This is a genomic window from Rhizobium sp. NLR10b (assembly GCF_019685435.1).
Classification (GTDB): domain Bacteria; phylum Pseudomonadota; class Alphaproteobacteria; order Rhizobiales; family Rhizobiaceae; genus Rhizobium.
Window position 1 is genome coordinate 14,165 of record NZ_JABDWV010000024.1, and the last position, 21,891, is coordinate 36,055.

Below are 21,891 nucleotides of genomic sequence, written 5' to 3' on the forward strand. Positions count from 1 at the left end.
GCGTTTCGGGTTGTAGCACTTCTTGTGAACCATCGGTTTTCGGTACTCGGCCCTTGCGCTGGGTAGGCGTACTGGCGTCCATAAGGTTTCTTTTGAGGGGGGCGTTGGGCCGCAGCCGAAAAACAACATAATCAGGGTAAGACAAACGGGCGTCAGATATTATGACCATGTCTGAGCCGATACGCGCTTCGCCAGCCGAGCCAGCGTAGAGCGTGAGCAGCCCGTGGCGGCAACGATGGTGTTCCAGCTCATGCCGTTTTCTAGCATCTTGACGATGCCGGCGTTACGCTCTTCGTCTTCGGGACGACCCTTGTAAGCTCCTCGCGCCTTGGCGGTAACAATGCCCTGAGCCTGCCGCCGTCTGCGGTCCTCGTAGTCTTTTCGGGCAATGGCTGCCAGCATGTCGAGCATCATTCCATTGATGGCATCGAGCATGCGGCTCTGGATACCGTCCTTGTCAACCGTGGCCATCATCCAAGAGGTGGGGAGGTCGAGTGCAACCACCTTCACCCTGCGGCTCTGTATCGCGGTCTTGAGGCGTTCCCAGTCCTCAGCATTCAAGCGGCTGAGACGGTCTACCTGCTCCACGAGAAGGACATCGCCGGGATGGCAGTCGTTCAGGAGGCGGAAAAGCTCAGGGCGTTTCAGCGAGGCACCGCTTTCATTCTCCACGTAGCTGGCAGCAATCTTCAGCCCACGCTCCTCAGCGAACCTGAAAAGGTCATCTCTGGCGCGGTTGGCATCTTGGTCTTTGGTGCTGGCACGAAGGTAAGCGCGGACATGCATTGAAACCACCTCAGTTCGTTTAGGGTGGTTCGCTTATCAATGGTTCGATTTAGGTTGTCAACTCATATTAATCGAACCGCCGTGATGATGGTTCGCAAGAGGTACACTCAATTGATACCGCCATCGTGTACCTGCCCGAGCGTCGCAACTCGATTAGCCAGCGCGACGCCTGCAGGCGTCAAGCGCAGCCCTGCCTGACGAGAGTCGAAAGGGTCACGCACTTGGGCAATCAAGCCGAGCCCAGGCTTCCCATGCCTGTTTACATCCCCCAGCGCCATTACATTTCGCGAGACACCTGCCTGACTGGTTCCCATTAATTTCAGCAATTCCCTTTGCGAAATGCCGGGTTTCATCGCGATTATGAGGAAGATCGAAATCGTCTGCATGGGAACGTCCGGGAAGAGTTCGCGTAGCTTTTCGACGAACCGGAATAGTTTGATGAGAATGGGCCGAGGATCGTCCGCGACGGTAGCTTTATTCATCTGTGGTTTCCTGATGTGGGTTTGGTATCAGGAGCTTCAACAGGTCGGTTGAAACTCCGCCGCGACAGGCACAACAGCCAAGTCATCAGTCGGTCCGAATCGTATCGAGCCAGCGAGTCAGCTGCAACTATTTGGAATCAAACGACAATTTTTCAGTGACATCAGCGATCGGCCTGTGGAATTACAGGGTGCAGCGGGGGGAACTGCCGGTTCCCAATATCTGATTTGATCTCAGAAATTTTTGCTGCGGATATTTCGCCCTTCGGCCTGCCTCTGGATAACCCGATGACCATGGACGATGGTTGCTGTGAGGGTAGGCAGGCCGAGGAGAAAGTGCGTGTCCCCAACGTTTCCTTAGTGTTGTTTCTGGTTCTTAGCGGCTTCGGCCCTAAGACGCGCTGCACCCTGTTCAGTAATCAGCGCGACGGGGCCGAAGGTGTTGCCTCGGTCGTGCACCAAAGAATCGATGAACGGGACGCCGAGCGCTGCGAGCGTCGACCGGAAGTCGCCATCTTCCTCCGGCTGAAGGCCTGCGTATTCGGCTATGTCCTTGGCAATGAAATGGGAAGCGCGGTCGATCTCCACGAAGCGGAGACGCATTGGCGGAATCGTCTCGTCGTGTGAGACGATAAACATGGCATTGATGCGGGGATGTTGCATAAGATTACTCGTTGCTGTGGTGAGCTGCGATGGAGTTCAGCGGCGCGGAAGAGCGTCTCGCCGTAGTTTCTTGTCGTACTGGTCGATGCCTTCGCCCATGATCCTGAGACCAGCATCGAAGAAGGACGGCTTGGCTGCTCGCTGGACCGAGTTGATGCGATCCTCTGCGTTCGAGCGGATGCCCTTCATTTCGTTGTTGAGCTGGGCCAGGGTCCAATCGGTGTTCTGGTCGATGCGGTTGTTCGCGGTCGCGGCGCGGCCATCAAACTCGGCCAGCAGGGCGTCGACCGATAGGCCCGACACACCGCCCTCGCCGGCTGCGACAGCCGCTGTTGCTTTGGCCTTGTTGGCCTCGCGGTAATTGTCAGCCTTCTCAGCGCCGGCCTTCTCCTGCTCCTGCAGCATGCGCTGCTGGGTCTGGAACATCTGATCCCTGGCGGTCTGGTTGGCCCGCTTGGCGTTATCGGCGTAGAGCCGGTTCTGCTCGTTCGCGGCCTGAGACTGCGCCTGAAAGCTGACGACTTGCTGAGCTGCGCCGATGGCTAACCCGATCATGGAGACGGGGTCACACATTGCTTATCCTCACAAATTCGTAGAAGGGCAGGTTTCCCGGCCCCAGTGCGTTGACAGTCCTCAGGAACTTGAAGCCGAGCCAGCGGAGCCACAGGAGGTGGACCGTATTGCGCTGATCGACGAAGTTGGTGAGGACCGGAAAATCTTGGTGAAGGGTCTCAAGCCACCGCTTGGAGTGGCGGAGAAACCGTATCTTGTTGGGTTTGATCTCGTCACTACCGAGGAGCCAGACATATCCCACCTCGATCTCGGAGGACGGGCAGACGCCAAACATGGCAACAGGCCTGTCGTCGTCGTTGATGATCGTGATGCAGTCCTTCGAGAGCCTGAGGCCGTCCTTAAGGGACTGCTCAGCGCCAGCAGAGCCAGCAGCCTGCAGTTCCCTCAGGTCAGCTTCACGAAGCCTCGGGGCTAGATAGGTCACGTCCTCAGGAAGCGAGCGACGTGTTTCCAGCATCACAGCCTCTTTGAACGGATGAGGCCTGGGAAGTTATCGACGATAGAACACACCAAGCCTTGGAAACGCTATGCAATACCAGCCAGAGCAGCTTATCGAGGCCGTCTATGGAGACCATGTGGACTGTCGACGCTTCTCGTGAGGCATTGGGCACCCGTGCGGTCATCTTCTGATCGTTGGGCACAGCCCTGATATGCTTCGAACCACCGTAACGAGGGTTGAGAACACCAAGCGCTCGGCAGACGTCAACGGCGGCAAACCAAGGTTGGCCATCGATCATGGCAATGCGTATGGGAGTGGATTGGTAGGAAAGTATATGGACGTTGTTCAACGGTAGGGGGCTGCCGTGGCCGCTAATCGCGGGCGGTTCGCTGTGCATGGTTGGTTCTCATGGTTTGTGGTGTGTATTCAGCGCGGTGTGGTTGAAGACCGGCCCTCTTGCCAGCAGGACAATGCGAAAAGAGGACCGGTGGCCACCACAGCCACGAGAACGAATGGCTCAGCTCCTGTCTGAGCCGAGTCAGCGCACTCTCAGGTGTCGAGGGTCCACGGATGGACTGCGCTGGGAATCGATAACTTAGGCTTCCCTTACAGGTTCACCTTAAGGTCTCTTTAGGGTGGGGTTCTGGTGCGTAAGGGTTCTATCCACTTCCATCCATCATAAAGATCATTCGGAGAGAGACCTCTTTTCATCAGCCCCCTCTCCTCATCCTTTATTCTTGGTCTTCCCCTCTCGGGGTTCTCCTTAAGGGAGGGGTAATTGAATAGGGTCATGGGGTTCTCCTTAAGTGGGGGGTAATTGATTTGCCCTCAGGCGGTCTTGGATACCCCACCTCTACCGGCGGCTGCCCAGTCCACTAGATGGACCCGCGAGACTCCGCTATCGTCCCCGCGTTGCTCTCGCCGGCCCGCTTATCGCGGCGATTGAGGGAAATGGCCAAATAGCATCGCCCGATCCAGAACTGATGGTCGCTGCCTTCACTAAGGCGGTCATAGAAGCGGTCGAGGATGCGCCTCTCTTCGATCTCGAAGTACGCCTCGAACCACCGTGTCCGTTTGAAGTACCGCATTTTCATGGTGTTGCACTATGCCCCAGTTGTTCTTTGTCCCGAACGGAACGACACCGTTAGACTCCCCGCCCGAACTGTCGTCAAGAGAAAAAGAACGATTAATTTCAAGCATTTAATCCACTGGTGCATTGATCGAGACAGGAAGGGGCTACTATCAATGTGTTAGCGGTGGCACCGGTGGATTGGTCGATGAGAAGATTCTTTAGGTGGCTTCCTCACCTCAACAGCCGTCGTAATTTTTGTTGCCACAGGCGGTGATCGTGTAGGTCCCGCCTCTCGGGACAACGAAGCACTGATCTGAGCTTCGGGTCCTTGCGATTCCGCGCATAGGCGCAGAGGGTTTTGAATTGTATCTTGCTGCACTGGCGCGCAAAGTTTGCCCGAACGTTTTCAATCCATGCGCCGTTTCACTGAACATCATTGCAATGTTCTTCTGCTAATCAGCCTGCATCGTGGTGAACGGGCCGCCCAGCTCTCGCTAGACGACCCGCGGTGCGGGATTGTATCGAGCGGCTACAGCGATGACCCAACATCATCATCGGTCTCGTCGTCAAGTTTTAGACGGCGGCCATACGTCTTTACGGCAAGTAGGTGGCTATTAGGTTCCTCGCACTCCAATGGCGCCTATTGTGATCCAGCCTGTCCTACTTGGAACTTGTCATGCTGCCGCTTTAAACTCCCGCACCTATTGGTATCCCGCCAAGAGCATTGGTTTGAACACTAATTTCCTGCCAATTCCGCCGGCGCTTGGTAGCCTCCGCCTTTGGTGAGCAGCGCCCACACAACTCTCGCAGTCTTGCTGGCGAGCGCGACTGCGACCACTCTGAGTGGGCGCCTGTCCATAAGCCTCCGCAGCCATCCAGAGCGTGTGCCGAACCGGCGAGCCGCGCTAAGCACAGCCATAGCGCCAATATAAAGAAGTGAGCGTAGCTCACCGTTCCCCATCCTCGAGATTTTGCCCAATCTCAGCCTTTCGCCGCTCGAATTCTGCCTTGGCGTCAGGCCGAGCCACGCCGAAAAGTGGCGAGCGGATTTGAAGCAGCCAGGATCAGGCACGTAGGCTTGAATAGCGGATGCTGTCAGTGTTCCAACACCAGGAATGGTCGTCAGCCGGCGATGATCCTCATCCTGCTTTGCATGTGCTGCGATCTGATCGTCAATGCGCTGAATTCGCGCTGTAAGTGTCTCGATCTCTGCTAGGATTTCGTCGAGCATGAGGCGCACCGCCGGAGGAATGCGAGCGTCGCCTCGTTCGGGAAGTGCAGCAACAAGTTTGCCGAAGTTCGCAATGCCGCCATCTGCAACGAGGCCGAACTCTGCCATATGACTGCGCAGCGCGTTGACCGCATTTGCTCTTTGTCGGACAAAGAAGGTCCGCGTGCGCAGAACCATTGTCGCCCCTTGCTGCGCTGCCGTCTTCACCGGAACGGAGCGGATATCAGGTCGTTTCATCGTCTGAGTGATGGCTATCGCGTCGCCCGCATCTGTTTTCCCGCGGGTAACAAACGGCTTCACATACTGCGCCGGCAGTATTCTGACCTGATGTCCTAAAGCGCTGATCTCTCTGGCCCAGTGGTGAGCACTTCCGCACGCCTCCATTCCCACGATGCAAGGAGGAAGTTTCTCGAAAAACGGAAGCACCTCGGCGCGACGAAGTTTCCGATTGAACAGTGTTGTCCCTTGTGCGTCCGCGCCGTGGGCCTGGAATACCTGCTTGGCGAGGTCCAATCCGATAGTTGCGATTTCACTCATTGAGTGTTCTCCTGCTGATGTTGCGGCAGGAATATGTGCTCACGCCATGTACGCTATGTGACCGATCGTGCGCCGCGTCGTAAAGACACGGGCTCAAGCAGGCCACTGCTGTAAATGCTGCAAATGCTGTAAATGCTGTAAGCTGTAAGTGCGGTAAATCAGAACTACTTCGCTTGTGGCCTCGGCCTGAAATTGGAGATTTCCGATGCCTTCCCTTATGGTTACAAAGAAAGGAGAACTCACGCTGGGACGCGATTTGTTGGCGCACCTTGGTGTCAGGCCGGGGGAGCAGATTGAAGTGGAAAAGCTTCCGGGCGGCGAACTGCGGATGAGGGCCGCTCCGCCAACTGGCACCATCGATGATTTCATCGGGCGGCATGCTGGCAAGACGAGTGAGCCGTTGACCATTGAAGAGATGAACGAAATCTCGGCCGCGAGCTGGACGGCCGCCAAGAAGGATGTCGGCCAATGACCAATGTTGATGCATGCTCGAAGGCGCGCAGCCTAGAGCGGAGCAGCCACTCGCGTAAACTCGCTGAAATTCTTACGAAGGTGGCGGATATCTTCGCATCCCATGCTGAGGCCGAGCAATGGCTGGAGCGCCCAGCCATCGGGCTCGACCAGCGCCGCCCAATCGATCTTCTCGGGACGCCCGGCGGCGTCGAATTAGTTGAAGATCAACTCGTTCGTCTCGAATACTGCGTCTATGCATGACCCATTGCCGATCGGCAATATTCGGTCGTCGCTCCCTCGGAGAATGCCTCATCTCAATCGGCTCCGCCTGGGCATCTCTGGCGCTGGCGGAAAGGTCATCTTCATCTCAGGCATAATTTCAGCGCTGGCCGACTGCGTGAGCATCGTAGTTCTCCAGTACTAAAGCTTTCAGGGCGGCCGCTCGTCGATGTTCTTTAGGCCCGCCGTGAGCCACTGATCATTCTTAGTAAATTACCTTCTAAGTCGTTGCTGATGAGCTATCGGCATGACAACGCCGCCTCGCAAGCCTGCCAAGCCGCTGCTCGGTGATGCCGACGCGCCGCCTCGCAGCCGCTGAAATCGGCAGCCAGACCCCGCCCAGCCGCAACTTCCCTTCGACCCGATGCCCTAACGTGTCGAGCCGTGCTTGGCGCTGCTGAAGCAGAAACCGCCAAAAGGACCGGAATGGCTTTTCGAGGTGAAATGGGACGGCTATCGCGTCCATGTGCAGATCGAACGTGGCCACGTGCGAATACTTAGGCGCGGTGGGCATGACTGGACTCACCGCTTCCCTGTAATTGAAGCGGCTGCCAAAGTTCTCCCTTGGCCTGCGTAGACGACCTGGAAGGCATCATCGCGAAGGATCGCAACACCTTGGTCCTCGGCTTAGAATAAAGAGGCCCGCGGTTGAATACGAGAGCGGATACAAGACGTTGTTCGGCTCCAAGCCGCCCTAGTTGCTGAATCGAATAAATCGGCTGGACGGTTGAAGGAAAGCTTCGTCACGCGGCCTACAAAGGTTGAGAATGGAGGAGGACAATGCAGCAGTTTATGAGGCCGGTTAAGTTCAACTGCCCATTTGCCATTGACTAGACGATTACCTCAATATGTTCCGCAAGAGCTTTATCCTGTACAGACGTCCATCCCGTGACATCCTTGTCCATTACGAAAAGAAGACGCCTTTCTCTTTCAATTCTAAAGCTATTGGGCTTCGTAAAGACCGAGGCGGCCTCCGTAGCTTCGATCAGCTCGTCGAGGTGATTTACTGCGATAGCCTCCAGGGTGGCCTTTTTCAGATCGCCCGATCCATGTACGCCAAGGAATGTATCGGGAAAATGACTCACGCCTTTGACCACCTTGAGGTCTGAATAATTGACGTCTCGAACCGCGAATCGCTTCGCCCCGATACGCGATGCGATCTTTTGGGCAAACTCAGTCACCCGATTGATCCGCAGCAGCCTGCTGCCAAACTTTTTATGACGGATGGCTCGTTCGCTTTTGCGGGCGTCGGATGATGCGCATATTACGAGGGAATTGAAGCCCGACCCCGATAACAATTCAGCGAATCGAGCGGGCGAATCAAGGTGGACCATCCCCAGGCCTTCGCGAACGTCCATTGCATTCACATTTTCAATATTATGATAGAACTGAAGAGGGTTGAGCCGGATGCTTCCATCGATCCAGAACTTCACTGCGCTATCGTCTGTGAACTTGTACGCTACGTCCGCCTCGGCAATCGGAGGAGCTTCTGTAGGCGTTATGGATACCCGTTTGTTAGGAAGATAGCCGCGCTCGTTGATATCGTCGTCATATCCAAAAAATGCCTCTGCGCCCTGCAGAATTTGCCTGTCAGTCAGAAATGCGTTGTCTTTGCCGATAATGATAGACTTCAGGAGGAGTGACCGCCCTGCGTTTGAGAGCTTAAAACCGCGGTCCGCTATAAATTCTACCGTCATCTATTCTCACTCAGGTCTTGTGTTGACGACATCAGCAGCTTGTGGCCGCCCGCGGCCGTAAACAGAAGGACCGCAGTGGAATGACTGCGGCCCCGTTCTCTCACCCGCTAGCGAAAGGGGCGGTGAGGCTCCTTACAGCTCACTGGGAACGGGCTGTACAGGGACCTTAGTGTGGCTAAGCAAACCTGCAAGGTGCCGATTCTGACTGCATCTGTGGATTGCTGTGGAGGAGACCATCGTGGACTATTGCTCAAGGGCAGGCCGCACGTCTGCCCCGGGCGTTTGGTCTATCCCGAATGCCTTCTCCATCGCCCGCTTCAACCTAACGCGCTTCACAACGTCTGAACCGTAGTGCTTCTCGCTCGCCCCCATGTTTAGATGCCCCAGTATGGCTGCCTTGTCCGTAGGATGAACGCCTGCAAGGTCGCATTTATCCGCCATGTTGTGGCGTAGCGAGTGTACAGCGTGAAGAGTCTCGGTACTGACTTTCCGCAGCCACTTCATTAAGGACTGTGAGGCTGTGTTTGGTCCCACAGCGCCTGCGTACCGTGGAAACGCGAATTGGCTAGCCCCTGCGCTCGCGATCACGTCACGCGCCGCTGCGAGAGCGTCGCCCACCAAAGGAACGTCTCGCTTCGAGGAGGCGTTCTTGAGCTGCCTCCCCGAGTGCGCAATGATCTTGATATGAGGCGTGTCTCCGTCCACAACGATGTCAGACACCCTTAGACCGGTGATCTCAGCAAGGCGACATCCTGTACCCTCCAGCAATCGCCATATGGCTTTGAGGTCGGGATTGGCCTTATCAAGAATGAGCTTTCGCGTTCCGGCCACAACGCTTGCAGGCAGAGGGTCGCGTACCTCCTTGTCCGACACAAGGCTCTTGGGCAGCTCAATACCAGCGAACGGGTTATCCATGCTCCTCAGTTTTTTGTCCTTGTAGAGCGAAAACACACCCTTCAAGTCGTTTAAGTCACGCCGCACCGTGGACGGCTTGATGCCTTCCTTCGACAAGAGGTAATCGCGGACTTTGTAGGCGTGATCAATGGTCCAATCTGGAAGTGCAGGTATCTCGCCACTGAGAGCCGCCTTCACCTGCCGCATCATGGCCTCTAGGCGTGTCTTGCGCTTCTTCTGCGCAAACTCACTGCCTGAAACTCTTTCCCTGATGTAAAATAGCTTCGCGTCCTCAAGCGTCGGCTTTTCCTTCAAAGCGGGTTTTGCGGCTGCTGGCGCGGCTTTTGGGATCTCCACCACAGCGCCTGTGTTCCGCTGGCGACGAACCTCATCAGCTTTGATACGAGCTTTGTAGATTTCCCTGACCACCTTGGCCCAGCTCGGAGAACTTTCGCTAAGGCGAAAATCGACGTTGCTCCACGTTAAAACCTCTGAGGCCTCGTCCAGCATGAACTGCGAAATTCTTCCACGTGCAAAGTCATGCCGGTTGTCCGCGTCCAAGGCTTCTAACCAATCAGCATCATCATCAAAGTCTCGCCCCTCAAAACCGCCTTCACGGGTCTCATCATCCTCCTCCAGAAGGTGAACGAAATAGGCATCGTAGATGGATTTGAGCTGTCCTTCACTAAGCACTTCGAGAGGCGGTTCCAGCGTCTTTGCCTGCCGTCGCCTTGCTGCCTCGAACATGTCTGTGATCTCAGCACTCTCCTGCCGCAGCCGGTCAACGGCAGTACGCCTGTCCTGAGTGCGGAGAGATTTCCAGATTTCAGCCTTGCCAAGCGACTCACGCAGGTCTGCGGGTACCGGTGCGCGGAGATAATAAGTCCTACCCCTAAGGGTCATCCAAGGATAAATAGTCACGTCTTCCATGCCTCGCGCTGTAGCAGTTTGCTGTAGCAGATGGAAGCTCAAGCCGTTGAAATCAAAGCAAGTAATTGATGTCCTTGCTGATTTTTGGTGCCCCATGCCGGGGTCGAACCAGCACTTCTTTCGAAACTCGATTTTGAGTCGAGCGCGTCTACCAATTCCGCCAATGGGGCAACGGATACGGACGGGCGGCTGTCTAACATGCGAGCGCCCGCGCGCGCAAGACGGGCCGGCGAAGTTATCGCAATGAAGCGTTGGAAGATCCGGCCTGGTCTCGAGGCCGGATCCTGTTTCATATCAGTGGGCGGCGGCAGGGGCCGGGTTGGTCAGGCCGGACTTCTTCAGTGTGATCGCCAGGATCGAAGCCAAGAGGCAGAAGGCGCCGGCGACGAAGAAGGCGGGCAGGTAGCTCGACAGCTCCGTGCGCGACAGGCCGGCGCCATAGGCGGCGGTGGCGGCGCCCAGCTGATGGCCGGCAAAGACCCAGCCGAAGACGAGGCCGGCCTTTTCGCGGCCGAAGCGGTCGGCGGCAATCTTGACGGTCGGCGGCACGGTGGCGATCCAGTCGAGACCGTAGAAGATCGCGAAGATCGAGAGGCCATAGAAGCTGAAATCGCTGAAGGGCAGGTAGAGCAGCGAGAGACCGCGTAGGCCGTAATACCAGAACAGCAGCCAACGATTATCGAAGCGGTCGGAGAGCCAGCCGGAGCCGATGGTGCCGAAGAAATCGAAGATGCCCATGACGGCAAGCACGCTGGCGGCTGCCACCGGCACGATGCCGAAATCGCCGCAGAGGGTGACGAAATGGGTCTGGATCAGGCCGTTGGTGCTGAGGCCGCAGATGAAGAAGGTCGCAAACAGGATCCAGAAGGTCGAGGTCGTCGATATTTCGCGGAGCGTGGTGATCGGCGTCATCAGCGCAGCGCCGAGCGTCGTGCGGGCCGGCGCTGGCGCGACATGGGCTTCTCCCAGCGACGGCAGGTTCACGTCCGACGGGCGGTCACGCATGAAGAGAAGGACGAGAAGCGCGGCAACCATGATCATGGCGCAGACGAAGAACACGGTGGCACGCCAGCCGTAGCGTTCGGTGAGTTCCGCCATCAGCGGCAGGAAGACGAGCTGGCCGGTTGCCGAACTCGCCGAGAGCATGCCGACGACAAGGCCGCGGTGCTTGACAAACCAGCGCGTCGAAACCGTTGCCGCCAGCACCATGGCCGTCAGGCCGGTGCCGAAGCCGACGACGATGCCCCACAGCGCCAGCAGATGCCAAAGCCTGGTCATGAACAGCGAACCGATGAAGCCCGCGCCAATCAGCGCCAGTGCAAAGACGATGACCTTTCGCACGCCGAAATAATTCATGAAGGCGGCGGCGAACGGACCTATGAAACCGAAAAGGATCAAGCGGATCGCCAGAGCGGAGGAAATCTGCGACGTTTCCCAGCCGAACTCATCCTGGAGCGGCTTGATGAGGACGCCGGGGGCGCCCATGGCGCCTGCCGTCACCAGCATGGTCAGGAAGGTCACGGCAACGACGACCCAACCGTAGTGAATGTTGCGCCGCGCAAGGGAGGAGGCAAGAACTGCTGAAACCATGAGGGGATTCCATTCGAATTCAGGTGGAGAAGATACAGAGCCGATTTACATGATGATCATCATATTTCTTGCTTATTGATGATGGACATCATATATTTTGTCAAGCGACGATTTCTGGAGATGAAGATGCGGGTCAGCCGCGAAAAATTTGCCGAGAACCGCGAGAAGATACTCAGTGTTGCCGGCGTGCTCTTTCGCGAGAACGGTTTCGACGGCGTCGGTGTCGTCGATATCATGAAGGCGGCGGGGCTGACGCATGGCGGCTTCTACGGCCACTTCAGTTCGAAGGACGAGTTGGCGCTTGAGGTCAGCCGCAAGCTGATCGACAAGGTCGAGAGGCGCTGGAAGGAACATATTGCCGAGTCTCCCGACCGGCCGCTGCAGGCACTTCTCGACCATTATATTCACTGGCGCACGGTTGACGATCCGGGCGGCAGCTGTGTTTTCGCGACTTTGATTCAGGAGGTGAGCCGCAGCCACGGCGCGATGCGCGCCGTCTTCAGCGACGGGCTGTCCGTATTGGTCGACACACTTGCCGATATCGTTCCCGGAAAGACCGACGACGAGCGCCGCGCCAATGCAGCGACGACGCTCTCATCGATGATGGGGGCCGTTATTCTCGCCCGCGCCGTCGAGGACAGGGCGCTTGCCGAGCAGTTTCTGGTGACGATGCGTCGGCAGCTCGATCCCGCCGGCGGTTACTTGAAGCCGGCGACGGCGTGCGGGACATAGGGGGCTTCCAGGGCCGCGATTTCCTCGGCGGTGAGTTTGACCGAGAGCGAGGCAACGGCATCGGTCAGGTGGTTCGGTTTGGATGCGCCGATGATCGGCGCGGTCACCACGCTCTTCTGCAGGATCCAGGCGGTGGCGACCTGGGCGCGGGAGATGCTGCGGGCTCTGGCGATTTCGGCGACGGCATCGACGATCTTGCGGTCGGCATCGATGGACTGCGTGTAGAGCGTCTTGCCGAATTCGTCGGTTTCGCTACGCGCCGTCGTCTCGTCCCAGTCGCGGGTCAGACGGCCGCGGGCCAGCGGGCTCCAGGGAATGACGGCGATCTTCTGGTCTGCGCAGAAGGGCAGCATTTCGCGCTCTTCCTCGCGGTAGAGCAGGTTCAGGTGGTCCTGCATGCTGACGAACTCGGTCCAGCCGTTCAGCCGGGAGACGTAGAGCGCCTTGGTGAATTGCCAGGCATACATGGATGAGGCGCCGATATAACGTGCCTTGCCCGATTTGACGACGTCATGCAGCGCTTCCAGCGTTTCCTCGATCGGCGTCGTATAGTCGAAACGATGAATCTGGTAGAGATCGACATAGTCGGTGCCGAGGCGCCGCAGGCTATTGTCGATCTCGTCGAAGATCGCTTTGCGCGACAGACCGGCACCGTTCGGGCCCGGCCGCATGCGGTTGAACACCTTGGTCGCAAGCACGATGTCTTCGCGCTTGGCGAAGTCTTTGATGGCACGGCCGACGATCTCCTCCGAAGAGCCGTTGGAATAGGTGTTGGCGGTGTCGAGGAAATTGATTCCGAGGTCGATCGCCTGCTTGATTATCGTCCGGCTTTCCTCTTCCCGCAGGCTCCAGGCATGATTGCCGCGGCCGGGATCACCGAAGGTCATGCAGCCGAGGCAGACTTTCGAAACTTCGAGCCCGGTCTTTCCGAATTTGACGTATTCCATGAAACGCTCCAAGACTTGAGATAACCCCGCGCGGCGTTTCATGATCTAGTGCGCAACTGCGAAAGTCGCAGGGGCTGAATGAACAATCTGCGGACTACGCATACAATGGTGTGTGATCGGCTCGTTTTTCTCTGCAGCTTGCGTATCCGCGCCGCACGGTGTTAGCTGCCGCAGCATTCACCGGAACTCGACTATGCGACTGCCGTCCCTTGATCGTTATGACGATCTCTGCCGTGATTTTTCCTGGCGGATTCCGGAGGATTTCAATATCGGCCGCGCCGTCAGCGACGAATGGGCGGTGCGAGATCCGGGACGCGTCTGTCTGGAGCATTTCAGCCCGGACGGCGACGATCTTTCGCTGACCTATGGTGAACTTTCCGCGGCCTCTTCGATGTTCGCCAATGCGCTGGCATCGCTCGGCATCAAGCGTGGCGATCGCGTCGCTCTGCTGGTGCCCCAGTCCTTCGAGACCGTGATTGCGCACGTCGCAATCTATAAGATGGGCGCGATCGCCCTGCCGCTGGCGCTGCTGTTCGGCGTCGAGGCGCTTGAATATCGGCTCAGAATCTCAGGCGCGGCGGCAATTATCACCAATGATTTCGGCCTTGATCGGGTCCGGCAAATCCGCGATCGCCTGCCGGAACTGCGACATGTGATCAGTGTCAGCGGCGCTCGCGACGCCCTCTCCTTTGCCGATCTGACCGCCTCGCATGCGCCGGTCTTCGAGGGAGAGAAGACAACGCCCGACGATCCGGCGCTGATGATCTTCACCTCGGGCACGACAGGGCCGCCCAAGGGCGCATTGCATGGCCACCGTGTTCTGCCCGGGCATATTCCCGGCATGCAGTTCGCCCATGAAGGGTTTCCCAAGGCGGGCGACAAGGTCTGGACCCCGTCCGACTGGGCCTGGGCCGGCGGTCTTCTCAACGCGTTGCTGCCGAGCCTTCTGCTCGGCGTTCCCGTCGTCTCGTCGCCGGCGCAGAAATTCGATGCCAACACGGCCTATCGGATCATGGCGGAGATGAAGGTGCGCAATGCCTTCATCCCGCCGACGGCGCTGCGGCTGATGCGGTCGGTTTCCGATCCGCGGTCGAAATATGATCTGGTGTTGCGCACCATCGGCTCGGCGGGAGAAGCGCTCGGCCGCGAGACCTATGACTGGGCGCGGCGCACGCTCGACATCACCGTCAACGAATTCTACGGCCAGACGGAATGCAATTTCGTGCTGTCGTCGAGTGCTGCCTTTGGCGTCACCAAGGCGGGCGCCATCGGACGCGCGGTGCCCGGCCATCGCGTCGCGATCGTCAGCGAGGCCGGTGACGAACTGCCGGCGGGCGAATCCGGTCAGATCGCCATCGCGAGTCCCGATCCCGTGATGTTCCTCGGCTATTGGAACGATGCGGCGGCGACCGCGCGAAAATTTCTTCACGGCTGGCTGCTTACCGGTGACATCGGCCGGCAGGACGAAGACGGCTACGTCACCTTTGAAGGCCGTGACGACGACGTCATCACCTCGTCCGGGTATCGCATCGGCCCGGCCGAGATCGAGGATTGCCTGATCGGCCATCCCGCCGTGCAGCTTGCCGCGGCCGTCGGCAAACCCGATGCGGTGCGCACCGAGATCGTCAAGGCCTACATCGTGCTATCACCCGGTCATTCGCCGAGCGAGTCGCTGGCCGCCGAAATCAGGGAATGGGTGAAGATGCGGCTTTCGATGCACGAATATCCGCGCGAGGTGGAATTCGTCGAGTCATTGCCGCTGACGACAACCGGCAAGGTCATCCGCCGGCTGCTGCGAGAGAAAGCTGCGGCTGAGGGCTGAGCGCCGCCCGGAGATGCTTTAGCCTCGGCCGGTGAGCGACATGATCTTCTCGCGCAGCATCTTCGCCATGTTGCGCGTGCTGCGGTACATGTGGAGCTGGGCGGCGGCCTGGCGCATGTCGCGGTCGCCGTTCTGGGTCAGGCCGATGACCAAAGTTCCCATCTCCTCGCGCTCCTGCCACAAGCGACTCATGATCGGATGGTCGGAGACGGCACAGGAATCGGAGCGCACGATATTGGCGTCATCGAGATGCCATTCCGTGAGTTCGCTCATCAAGAGCTTGCCCGGCGAATAGCGGGCATAGTTCTCATCATAGGCGGTCTTCCAGGTATAGGCCTCGCCGCCCATCATCAACACCACGATGGCAGCGATCGCTTTGCCGTTGAGATCGATCGTGTGGATACGCACGGCGTCGACGGCGGCAAGGTTCGACACGGCCTCGCGCGCGAATGCGGTATGGTAGCGATCGGTGACGAGAGCGCTTCGCCGTTTGCCCTTCCAGCCGCCAGCCTCCATCGCCAAGAATTCCTCGAAACGGACGTGGACGTCGCGCGGCTGGCGGGCGACGGCATAGACCGCCGTTCCCTGTTCCTCCAGCAGGCGCCACTGGCGGCGCATCTCACGCATGTGCGACGAGGAGATGGTTTTGCCGAGATAGGCGGGCGCCTCTTCCTCACTCTGCAGCATCGGGCGCTGATAGGGATTGGTCACGGTGAGCGGAAGGTTGCGGCCGAGCGCCACGGCCTTGAGCATGCGCACGAAAATGCCGTTCAATCTCAGGTCCGGCAAGACCAGTGTGCTCGGCAGGTTGAGATCGGGAGCGATCAGCCCTTCGAAGAAATTGTCGAGGGTTTCGGCCGCATCTTCGCTGTCGACGAGCGGTGTGCCGAGCGGACCGAAGCTGTTCGACCAGCCGCGGATGATCGAGGGGCCGACGGCAAAGCCCGGTCTGTCGACCGAAAACGGCAGGAGGAAGCGCATGCGGCTGCGGCCGGCGCTGTAATCGCGGATCAGGGCGAAATTTACTTGCCGGTCTTCGATCCGCGGCATGGCGGGCGCAAGGAAGCGGCCGGAGAAAAAGACGTTCGGTTCCATCGCTCGGTTGGAAAGGAAGTCGAGCTCGTCCTGAAGTTCGTAGCCGAGCTTGCCGGGATAGAGGCAGAGCTCGCGCCCCGGCCGGCCGATCTCGGCGCGGGCCTCGGCCTGCGGCGCTTCAAAATGCAGCGCCGCGAGCTCATGGATCATGCGGTTGCTGATGCTGTCGGTGCTTTCGGTGACGGGTGGTAGGCGCACCATCTATCGAACTCTCATTTCTGGCGTTGCGGCGGAGGGGCTGGCGAAGGCGAAGAGGACGATGCCGAGCGTGCGGCGCACGGCGACATGCAGGAGGATAGCCTCGACTGCCATGGCCGAGGCGGTGGCGACGGCGGTGCCTTCGATGCCGTAGTGCGGGATCAAAGCAAGGTTGAGGCTGACATTGGCGGCCAATGCGCCGGCATAGAGAGCCACACAGAGGTTCTGCTTGCCCGCCATCATCAGCAGCGTTTCGGCCGGGCCGACCAGTGACTTGGCAAGGATGCCGGCGAGCAGGATCGCCATGACAAGATAACCTGACGTGAAGGCGCCGCCGAACAGCGACAGCAGCAGGTGGCCGGCCGCGAGCACGACGAGGCCGACTCCGAACGCCGGCCAGAAGGTCCAGCGGGCGGCGTCGGCGGCGGCCGCCGCCAGTTGAGCGTGGTCGCCTTCGGCAATAATCGAGGAAAAGCGCGGGCCGGAAGCGGCCTTGACGGAGAAATTGATGAAATGCACCAGCGCCATGGTCTTGGCGGCGGCGAAATAGATAGCGACGTCGTGCGGTTCAAGGAAAATGCCGACGACGACGACATCTGAATTGGTGAGCAGGAAACTCACGCCTTCGATCAGGAAGATCGGGAAGGCTACACTGAGCCAGGCGAGGAAATCGATCTTGCGCGGACCTTCGTCATAGTGCCGGCGAAGACGATAGAGTGTCGCGCCATATTGGCCAAGCGCGGTGACGAAGGTGGCGGCAAGCGCCGCCTGCATGGCCGTGACGGCCGTATGCTCTGCGCCCATCGCAATCGCGATCAGCATGAAGGCGATGATGAGGACCGGCCGGACGATATAGACCGGGCTCAGCGCCATCACCGGCCAATGGTTCGCCCGCGACGTGCCTTCCAGAATATCGCCAAGCGCGATCATCGGCATGGCAAGCAGGCCGAGGAAGATCGGGATGAGGTAATAGGCTTCGATCCTATCGCCGAAGAAATGCAGCCCGATCATGCCGGCGGCGAGCATCACTGTGCCGGAAAGCATCGCAAAGATGCGTGCCGTGCCGGTCAGGCCGCGGATTTCGTCGAAGGCGCCCGCCGCCTTGTACTGCGGCAGAAAGCGGACGATCGCGGTGTGGAAGCCAAGGCAGGAGAGATCGCCGAAGACGACGATCAGCACCCAGACGAAAACGAAGATGCCATATTCATATTCGCCCATCAGCCGTGCGAGCACGATCTGGGAGATAAAGGCGAGCGCGGCGCTGAGGATACGGATCGAGAAGGCCGTCAGCGCCATCCGCCGGGCGGCCGCTTTTTCGCCGCCTTCGGTGAGCATGGCGGCAAACATGCGCAGCGTGCGGCCGCCGATCGGGCGCAGGCCCGCGGGCAGCAGTTTCTCCGCTGTTTCTATGACCGCCATGATGAACACGCAAAACTCTAAAGGTCAGGCAAATCGCCCCCGAAGTCTTGACAGAACAGGGTTAAGAAACGGTTCCGGATCGGGCTGCCATCAAGCTATGAAGATCGGGTTCTCGGCGCTGCCGCAGAAAAGAAAAATGCCGCCCGAAGGCGGCATTCCAGCTTTTCGCGATTTGCCTCAGACCTGCTCGAAGGCACCGTGGCAATGCTTGTATTTCTTGCCGGAACCGCAAGGGCAGGCCTCGTTGCGCCCGACCTTGCCCCAGGTGGCGGGGTCGTCCGGATTGCGGTTCTCGGGTGAGACGATGACTTCAGAGGCCTGGTAGATCGGGGCGAAATCGTCCTCTCCGGTCGTCGGATCGAGATGATGGGCCTGCATCAGCGGCGGTTCCGGCTCAGCGGGCGCCTGCTGCACCAGCTCGACGCGCATCAGCTGGGCGGTGACCGCCTCGCGCAGATTATTGAGGAGGCCGGTGAAGAGTTCGAAGGCTTCGGACTTGTATTCCTGCAGCGGATCGCGCTGGGCATAGCCGCGGAAACCGATGACGGAGCGTAGATGGTCGAGGTTGACGATGTGCTCGCGCCAGAGATGATCGAGCGTCTGCATGACGATCGAGCGTTCGACATAATGCATGATGTCGTCGCCGAAGCGCTCGGCCTTTTCGGTAAAGGCGGCATTGGCGGCTTGCGTCAGGCGCTCGCGAATGTCGTCCTCGCCGATGCCTTCTTCCTTGAACCACTCCTCGATCGGCAGATCGAGGTTCAGGATATTGGCAACGCCGGCCTTCAGGCCGACGGCATCCCACTGTTCGGCATAGGCGCGCTCGGGGATATGCTTCTCAACCAGATCCTCTATCACTTCGCGGCGCATGTCGGAGACGGTCTCGGAAATATTGGTCGATTCCATCAGTTCGAGGCGCTGCTCGAAGATCACCTTGCGCTGATCGTTGAGAACGTCGTCATACTTCAGCAAATTCTTGCGGATATCGAAGTTGCGGGCTTCGACCTTCTTCTGCGCGCGCTCGAGCGCCTTGTTGATCCACGGGTGGACGATCGCCTCGCCTTCCTTGAGGCCGAGCTTGGTCAGCATGCTGTCCATGCGATCGGAGCCGAAGATGCGCATCAGATCGTCCTGGAGCGAAAGGTAGAATTTCGAGCGGCCGGGGTCGCCCTGACGGCCAGAGCGGCCGCGCAGCTGGTTGTCGATGCGACGGCTCTCGTGGCGTTCGGTGGCGATGACGTAGAGACCGCCGGCGGCGAGCGCCTTCTGCTTGAGCTCCTTGATCTCCTCGACGATCGCCTGGATCCTGGCGTCGCGCTCCGGACCGGCTTCGAGTTCGCCGAGCTCGCGCTCGATGCGCATATCCAGGTTGCCGCCGAGCTGAATGTCGGTGCCGCGGCCGGCCATGTTGGTGGCGATCGTAACGGCGCCCGGCACGCCGGCCTGGGCGACGATATAGGCTTCCTGCTCGTGATAGCGGGCGTTCAGCACCTGGAAATTGTCGAAGCCCTGCTTGCGCATGCGCTCGGCGAGCAGCTCCGACTTCTCGATCGAGGTCGTACCGACGAGCACCGGCTGGCCGCGCTTGTGGGCATCGAGGATTTCGTCGATGATCGCCTTGAACTTCTCGTCGAAGGTCCGATAGACCTCGTCGTCCTCATCGATACGCTTGATCGGCAGGTTGGTCGGGACTTCGATAACGTCAAGATTGTAGATATTGCCGAATTCCTCCGCTTCCGTCTGCGCCGTGCCGGTCATGCCGGCGAGCTTGTCGTACATGCGGAAGTAGTTCTGGAAAGTGATCGATGCCAACGTCTGGTTTTCCGGCTGGATCTGCACCTTTTCCTTGGCTTCGAGTGCCTGGTGCTGGCCTTCCGAATAACGCCGGCCCGGCATCATGCGGCCGGTGAATTCATCGATGATGACGACTTCGTCGTTGCGGACGATATAGTCCTTGTCGCGCTGGAAGAGCTTGTGGGCCTTCAGCGCATTGTTGATGTGGTGGACGATTGCGACGTTCTCGATGTCGTAGAGCGCGTTACCCTTCAAGAGGCCGGCCTGACGCAGCAGGTTTTCCAGCTTCTCGGTGCCCTCTTCGGAGAAGTTGGCGGAACGCTGCTTCTCGTCGATCTCGTAATCGCTGGGCGCGAGCAGCGGAATGAAGGCGTCGATCGTATTGTAGAGTTCCGAGCGGTCGTCGAGCGGACCGGAGATGATCAGCGGCGTGCGCGCTTCGTCGACGAGGATTGAGTCGACTTCGTCGACGATCGCGAAATTGTGGCCGCGCTGGACCATCTGGTTCTTCTCGTACTTCATGTTATCGCGCAGATAATCGAAGCCGAGCTCGTTGTTGGTGGCATAGGTGATGTCGCAGGCATAAGCCGCGCGGCGCTCCTCGTCGGAAAGGCCATGAACGATGACGCCTGTGGTCATGCCGAGGAAGCCGTAGACACGGCCCATGGTCGCGGCATCGCGCTGGGCGAGATAATCGTTGACGGTGACAACGTGCACGCCCTTGCCGGAAAGCGCGTTCAGATAGACCGGCAGGGTGGCGACGAGGGTCTTGCCTTCGCCGGTCTTCATCTCGGCGATCGCATTCGAATGCAGGATCATGCCGCCGATCAGCTGTACGTCAAAAGGTCGCAGGCCGAGAACGCGGCGTGACGCCTCGCGCACGACCGCAAAGGCGGGAATCAGAATGTCGTCGAGCGTCTTGCCCTCGGCGAGAAGAGCGCGGAATTCGACGGTCTTTGCCGCGAGCTGCTCGTCCGTCAGCGCCTTCGTCTTCTCTTCGATGGAGTTGATCGCGGCGACGTTCGGCTGGTAGGACCGCACGCGGCGATCATTGGACGACCCAAATAACTTGCGGGCTATACCGCCAAAGCTGACCATGTGACTGGTCCTTTCTCAATATTCATCCGCGACGTTTCTTGTCCGCGGCCCAGCCGAAAATCAGGCGCACGCCTTGAAACGCCCGGAAACTGTTCTGGACGCGAGGTTGCGTGACAGATAAGAGGGGGGTCGAATGATGTCAACGGATTTGGCGGATACAGAAAGGCCACAATCCGGTGTTGATGGCTATTTTGAGCTGGAACAGGCGATGCTGAAGCCGGCGATGTAACTGTGAAGGGTTATTTGATGTTGAGCACCAATAAATTCGCCGTGCTGGCGTTTGCAACTTTTGTTGCATTCCAGGCTCCGGCCCATGCAGAGGACGCTGTTGTCGCCAAGGTCGGCAATCTGGAGATCCACCAGTCTGAGCTCGATCTCGCCGTCGCCAACCTCGATCCGCAGCTGGCGCAGCTTCCGGACGACCAGAAGAAGGTCGCAGCCCTGTCCGCCGCCATCGATGTGAAGCTGCTTGCGGCCGGCGCGACGACGGAGAAGCTCGACCAGACCGACGAATTCAAGAAGCGCATGCAGTACCTCGCTGATCGCGAGCTTCACAATGCCTATTTCAAGAAGCACGTCGTCGACACCGTAACCCCTGACGAAATCAAGGCTCGTTACGACAAGGAAGTCGCAGCCCTGCCGAAGCAGGAGGAAGTCCACGCCCGCCACATCCTGGTCAAGACCGAGGACGAAGCCAAGGACATCATCAAGCAGCTCGACGCCGGCAAGGATTTCGCCGAACTCGCCAAGGAAAAATCCACTGATCCGAACAAGTCGGAAGGCGGCGATCTCGGCTATTTCTCGCGCGGCCGTATGGTGAAGGAATTCGAGGACGCGGCCTTCGCGCTCGAGAAGGGCGCCTATTCGAAAACGCCCGTCAAGACCGATTTCGGCTATCATGTCATCAAGGTCGAGGACAAACGTGACGCTCCGCCGCCGCCTTTCGACCAGGTGCAGGATCAGGTTCGTCAGCTCGTCATGCGCGACAAGTATCTTGCCCTCCTCAATGAGGCCAAGTCGTCTGCCAAGATCGAAATTTCGGACGAGACGCTGCGCAAGGGTTACGACGAGGCCAACAAGCAGCCGGAGCCGGGCAGCGAGCCCGCCCAGCCGGCGCCGAAGCAGTAATATTCGCATCAGGGCCCGGTTCTTCCGGGCCCTTC

The 21,891-nt window shown here is 58.8% G+C and carries 18 protein-coding genes, 1 tRNA gene and 2 pseudogenes; 7 read left to right on the plus strand and 14 right to left on the minus strand.

Annotated features, from left to right (window positions below; all coding sequences use genetic code 11):
* Window positions 1-159 precede the first annotated feature (159 nt).
* A complete protein-coding gene (locus HJB91_RS28250; RefSeq protein WP_221156589.1) occupies window positions 160-786 on the minus strand; it encodes a recombinase family protein in 627 nt (208 codons plus the stop codon).
* 107 nt (window positions 787-893) lie between these two features.
* Window positions 894-1,268: a MarR family winged helix-turn-helix transcriptional regulator gene (locus tag HJB91_RS28255; protein ID WP_221156591.1), complete on the minus strand. Its 375-nt coding sequence runs from the start codon at window positions 1,266-1,268 to the stop codon at window positions 894-896.
* A 285-nt stretch (window positions 1,269-1,553) separates the two neighbouring features.
* Between HJB91_RS28255 and HJB91_RS28260 the strand changes: the two genes are divergently transcribed.
* Window positions 1,554-1,892 carry a hypothetical protein gene (locus tag HJB91_RS28260; protein WP_221156594.1) on the plus strand — a complete coding sequence of 113 codons (339 nt, stop codon included), beginning with the start codon at window positions 1,554-1,556 and terminating at the stop codon, window positions 1,890-1,892.
* A 72-nt stretch (window positions 1,893-1,964) separates the two neighbouring features.
* On the opposite strand, the gene HJB91_RS28265 is transcribed toward HJB91_RS28260, so the two are convergent.
* The 4 genes from HJB91_RS28265 to HJB91_RS28280 form a co-directional block, all read right to left on the minus strand.
* Complete coding sequence (locus HJB91_RS28265; RefSeq protein ID WP_221156595.1) at window positions 1,965-2,501, minus strand: hypothetical protein; 537 nt, start codon at window positions 2,499-2,501, stop codon at window positions 1,965-1,967.
* Window positions 2,494-2,958 (minus strand): hypothetical protein, encoded by a 465-nt coding sequence (locus tag HJB91_RS28270; protein WP_221156597.1) that lies wholly within the window; start codon window positions 2,956-2,958, stop codon window positions 2,494-2,496. The genes HJB91_RS28265 and HJB91_RS28270 overlap by 8 nt, the downstream gene beginning before the upstream one ends.
* On the minus strand, window positions 2,930-3,337 hold the full coding sequence (locus tag HJB91_RS31310) for a BRO family protein (RefSeq protein WP_221156599.1): 408 nt from the start codon (window positions 3,335-3,337) through the stop codon (window positions 2,930-2,932). The genes HJB91_RS28270 and HJB91_RS31310 overlap by 29 nt, the downstream gene beginning before the upstream one ends.
* A gap of 1,411 nt (window positions 3,338-4,748) precedes the next feature.
* On the minus strand, window positions 4,749-5,780 hold the full coding sequence (locus tag HJB91_RS28280; protein ID WP_221156601.1) for an IS110 family transposase: 1,032 nt from the start codon (window positions 5,778-5,780) through the stop codon (window positions 4,749-4,751).
* 205 nt (window positions 5,781-5,985) lie between these two features.
* Between HJB91_RS28280 and HJB91_RS28285 the strand changes: the two genes are divergently transcribed.
* The 3 genes and pseudogenes from HJB91_RS28285 to HJB91_RS28295 form a co-directional block, all read left to right on the plus strand.
* Window positions 5,986-6,252 carry an AbrB/MazE/SpoVT family DNA-binding domain-containing protein gene (locus HJB91_RS28285; RefSeq protein ID WP_221156603.1) on the plus strand — a complete coding sequence of 89 codons (267 nt, stop codon included), beginning with the start codon at window positions 5,986-5,988 and terminating at the stop codon, window positions 6,250-6,252.
* 8 nt (window positions 6,253-6,260) lie between these two features.
* A pseudogene (locus HJB91_RS28290) lies at window positions 6,261-6,494 on the plus strand (antitoxin Xre/MbcA/ParS toxin-binding domain-containing protein); the annotation flags it as partial.
* Window positions 6,495-6,759: 265 nt separating this feature from the next.
* Window positions 6,760-7,077: pseudogene (locus tag HJB91_RS28295) on the plus strand (ATP-dependent DNA ligase); the annotation flags it as partial.
* 265 nt (window positions 7,078-7,342) lie between these two features.
* Here the strand turns inward: HJB91_RS28295 and HJB91_RS28300 are convergent.
* The 4 genes from HJB91_RS28300 to HJB91_RS28315 all read right to left on the minus strand — a co-directional run bounded on the left by HJB91_RS28300 (window position 7,343) and on the right by HJB91_RS28315 (window position 11,623).
* Window positions 7,343-8,209, minus strand: coding sequence for a hypothetical protein (locus HJB91_RS28300; RefSeq protein ID WP_221156607.1), 867 nt, complete (start codon window positions 8,207-8,209; stop codon window positions 7,343-7,345).
* A 243-nt stretch (window positions 8,210-8,452) separates the two neighbouring features.
* Entirely contained in the window at window positions 8,453-10,033 is a 1,581-nt protein-coding gene (locus HJB91_RS28305; protein WP_221156609.1) for a DUF6538 domain-containing protein, read from the minus strand.
* Between the two features lie 85 nt (window positions 10,034-10,118).
* Window positions 10,119-10,203, minus strand: a tRNA-Leu gene (locus HJB91_RS28310).
* 124 nt (window positions 10,204-10,327) lie between these two features.
* A complete protein-coding gene (locus tag HJB91_RS28315; protein WP_221156611.1) occupies window positions 10,328-11,623 on the minus strand; it encodes an MFS transporter in 1,296 nt (431 codons plus the stop codon).
* Window positions 11,624-11,749: 126 nt separating this feature from the next.
* On the opposite strand from HJB91_RS28315, the gene HJB91_RS28320 reads away from it, so the two are divergent.
* On the plus strand, window positions 11,750-12,355 hold the full coding sequence (locus tag HJB91_RS28320; RefSeq protein ID WP_210632860.1) for a TetR/AcrR family transcriptional regulator: 606 nt from the start codon (window positions 11,750-11,752) through the stop codon (window positions 12,353-12,355).
* Here HJB91_RS28320 and HJB91_RS28325 read toward each other — a convergent pair.
* On the minus strand, window positions 12,322-13,302 hold the full coding sequence (locus HJB91_RS28325) for an aldo/keto reductase (RefSeq protein WP_210632859.1): 981 nt from the start codon (window positions 13,300-13,302) through the stop codon (window positions 12,322-12,324). The two genes, HJB91_RS28320 and HJB91_RS28325, sit on opposite strands and share 34 nt — an antisense overlap.
* Before the next feature lie 193 nt (window positions 13,303-13,495).
* Between HJB91_RS28325 and HJB91_RS28330 the strand changes: the two genes are divergently transcribed.
* Window positions 13,496-15,124: an AMP-binding protein gene (locus tag HJB91_RS28330; protein WP_210632858.1), complete on the plus strand. Its 1,629-nt coding sequence runs from the start codon at window positions 13,496-13,498 to the stop codon at window positions 15,122-15,124.
* An 18-nt stretch (window positions 15,125-15,142) separates the two neighbouring features.
* On the opposite strand, the gene HJB91_RS28335 is transcribed toward HJB91_RS28330, so the two are convergent.
* The 3 genes from HJB91_RS28335 to secA all read right to left on the minus strand — a co-directional run bounded on the left by HJB91_RS28335 (window position 15,143) and on the right by secA (window position 20,728).
* Window positions 15,143-16,420, minus strand: a complete 1,278-nt coding sequence (locus HJB91_RS28335; protein ID WP_210632857.1) for a GNAT family N-acetyltransferase — start codon at window positions 16,418-16,420, stop codon at window positions 15,143-15,145.
* Entirely contained in the window at window positions 16,421-17,836 is a 1,416-nt protein-coding gene (locus tag HJB91_RS28340; RefSeq protein WP_210632856.1) for a lipopolysaccharide biosynthesis protein, read from the minus strand.
* 177 nt (window positions 17,837-18,013) lie between these two features.
* Window positions 18,014-20,728, minus strand: a complete 2,715-nt coding sequence (secA, locus tag HJB91_RS28345) for a preprotein translocase subunit SecA (protein ID WP_221103912.1) — start codon at window positions 20,726-20,728, stop codon at window positions 18,014-18,016.
* Between the two features lie 246 nt (window positions 20,729-20,974).
* Between secA and HJB91_RS28350 the strand changes: the two genes are divergently transcribed.
* Window positions 20,975-21,856, plus strand: coding sequence for a peptidylprolyl isomerase (locus tag HJB91_RS28350; RefSeq protein ID WP_210632854.1), 882 nt, complete (start codon window positions 20,975-20,977; stop codon window positions 21,854-21,856).
* Window positions 21,857-21,891 lie beyond the last annotated feature (35 nt).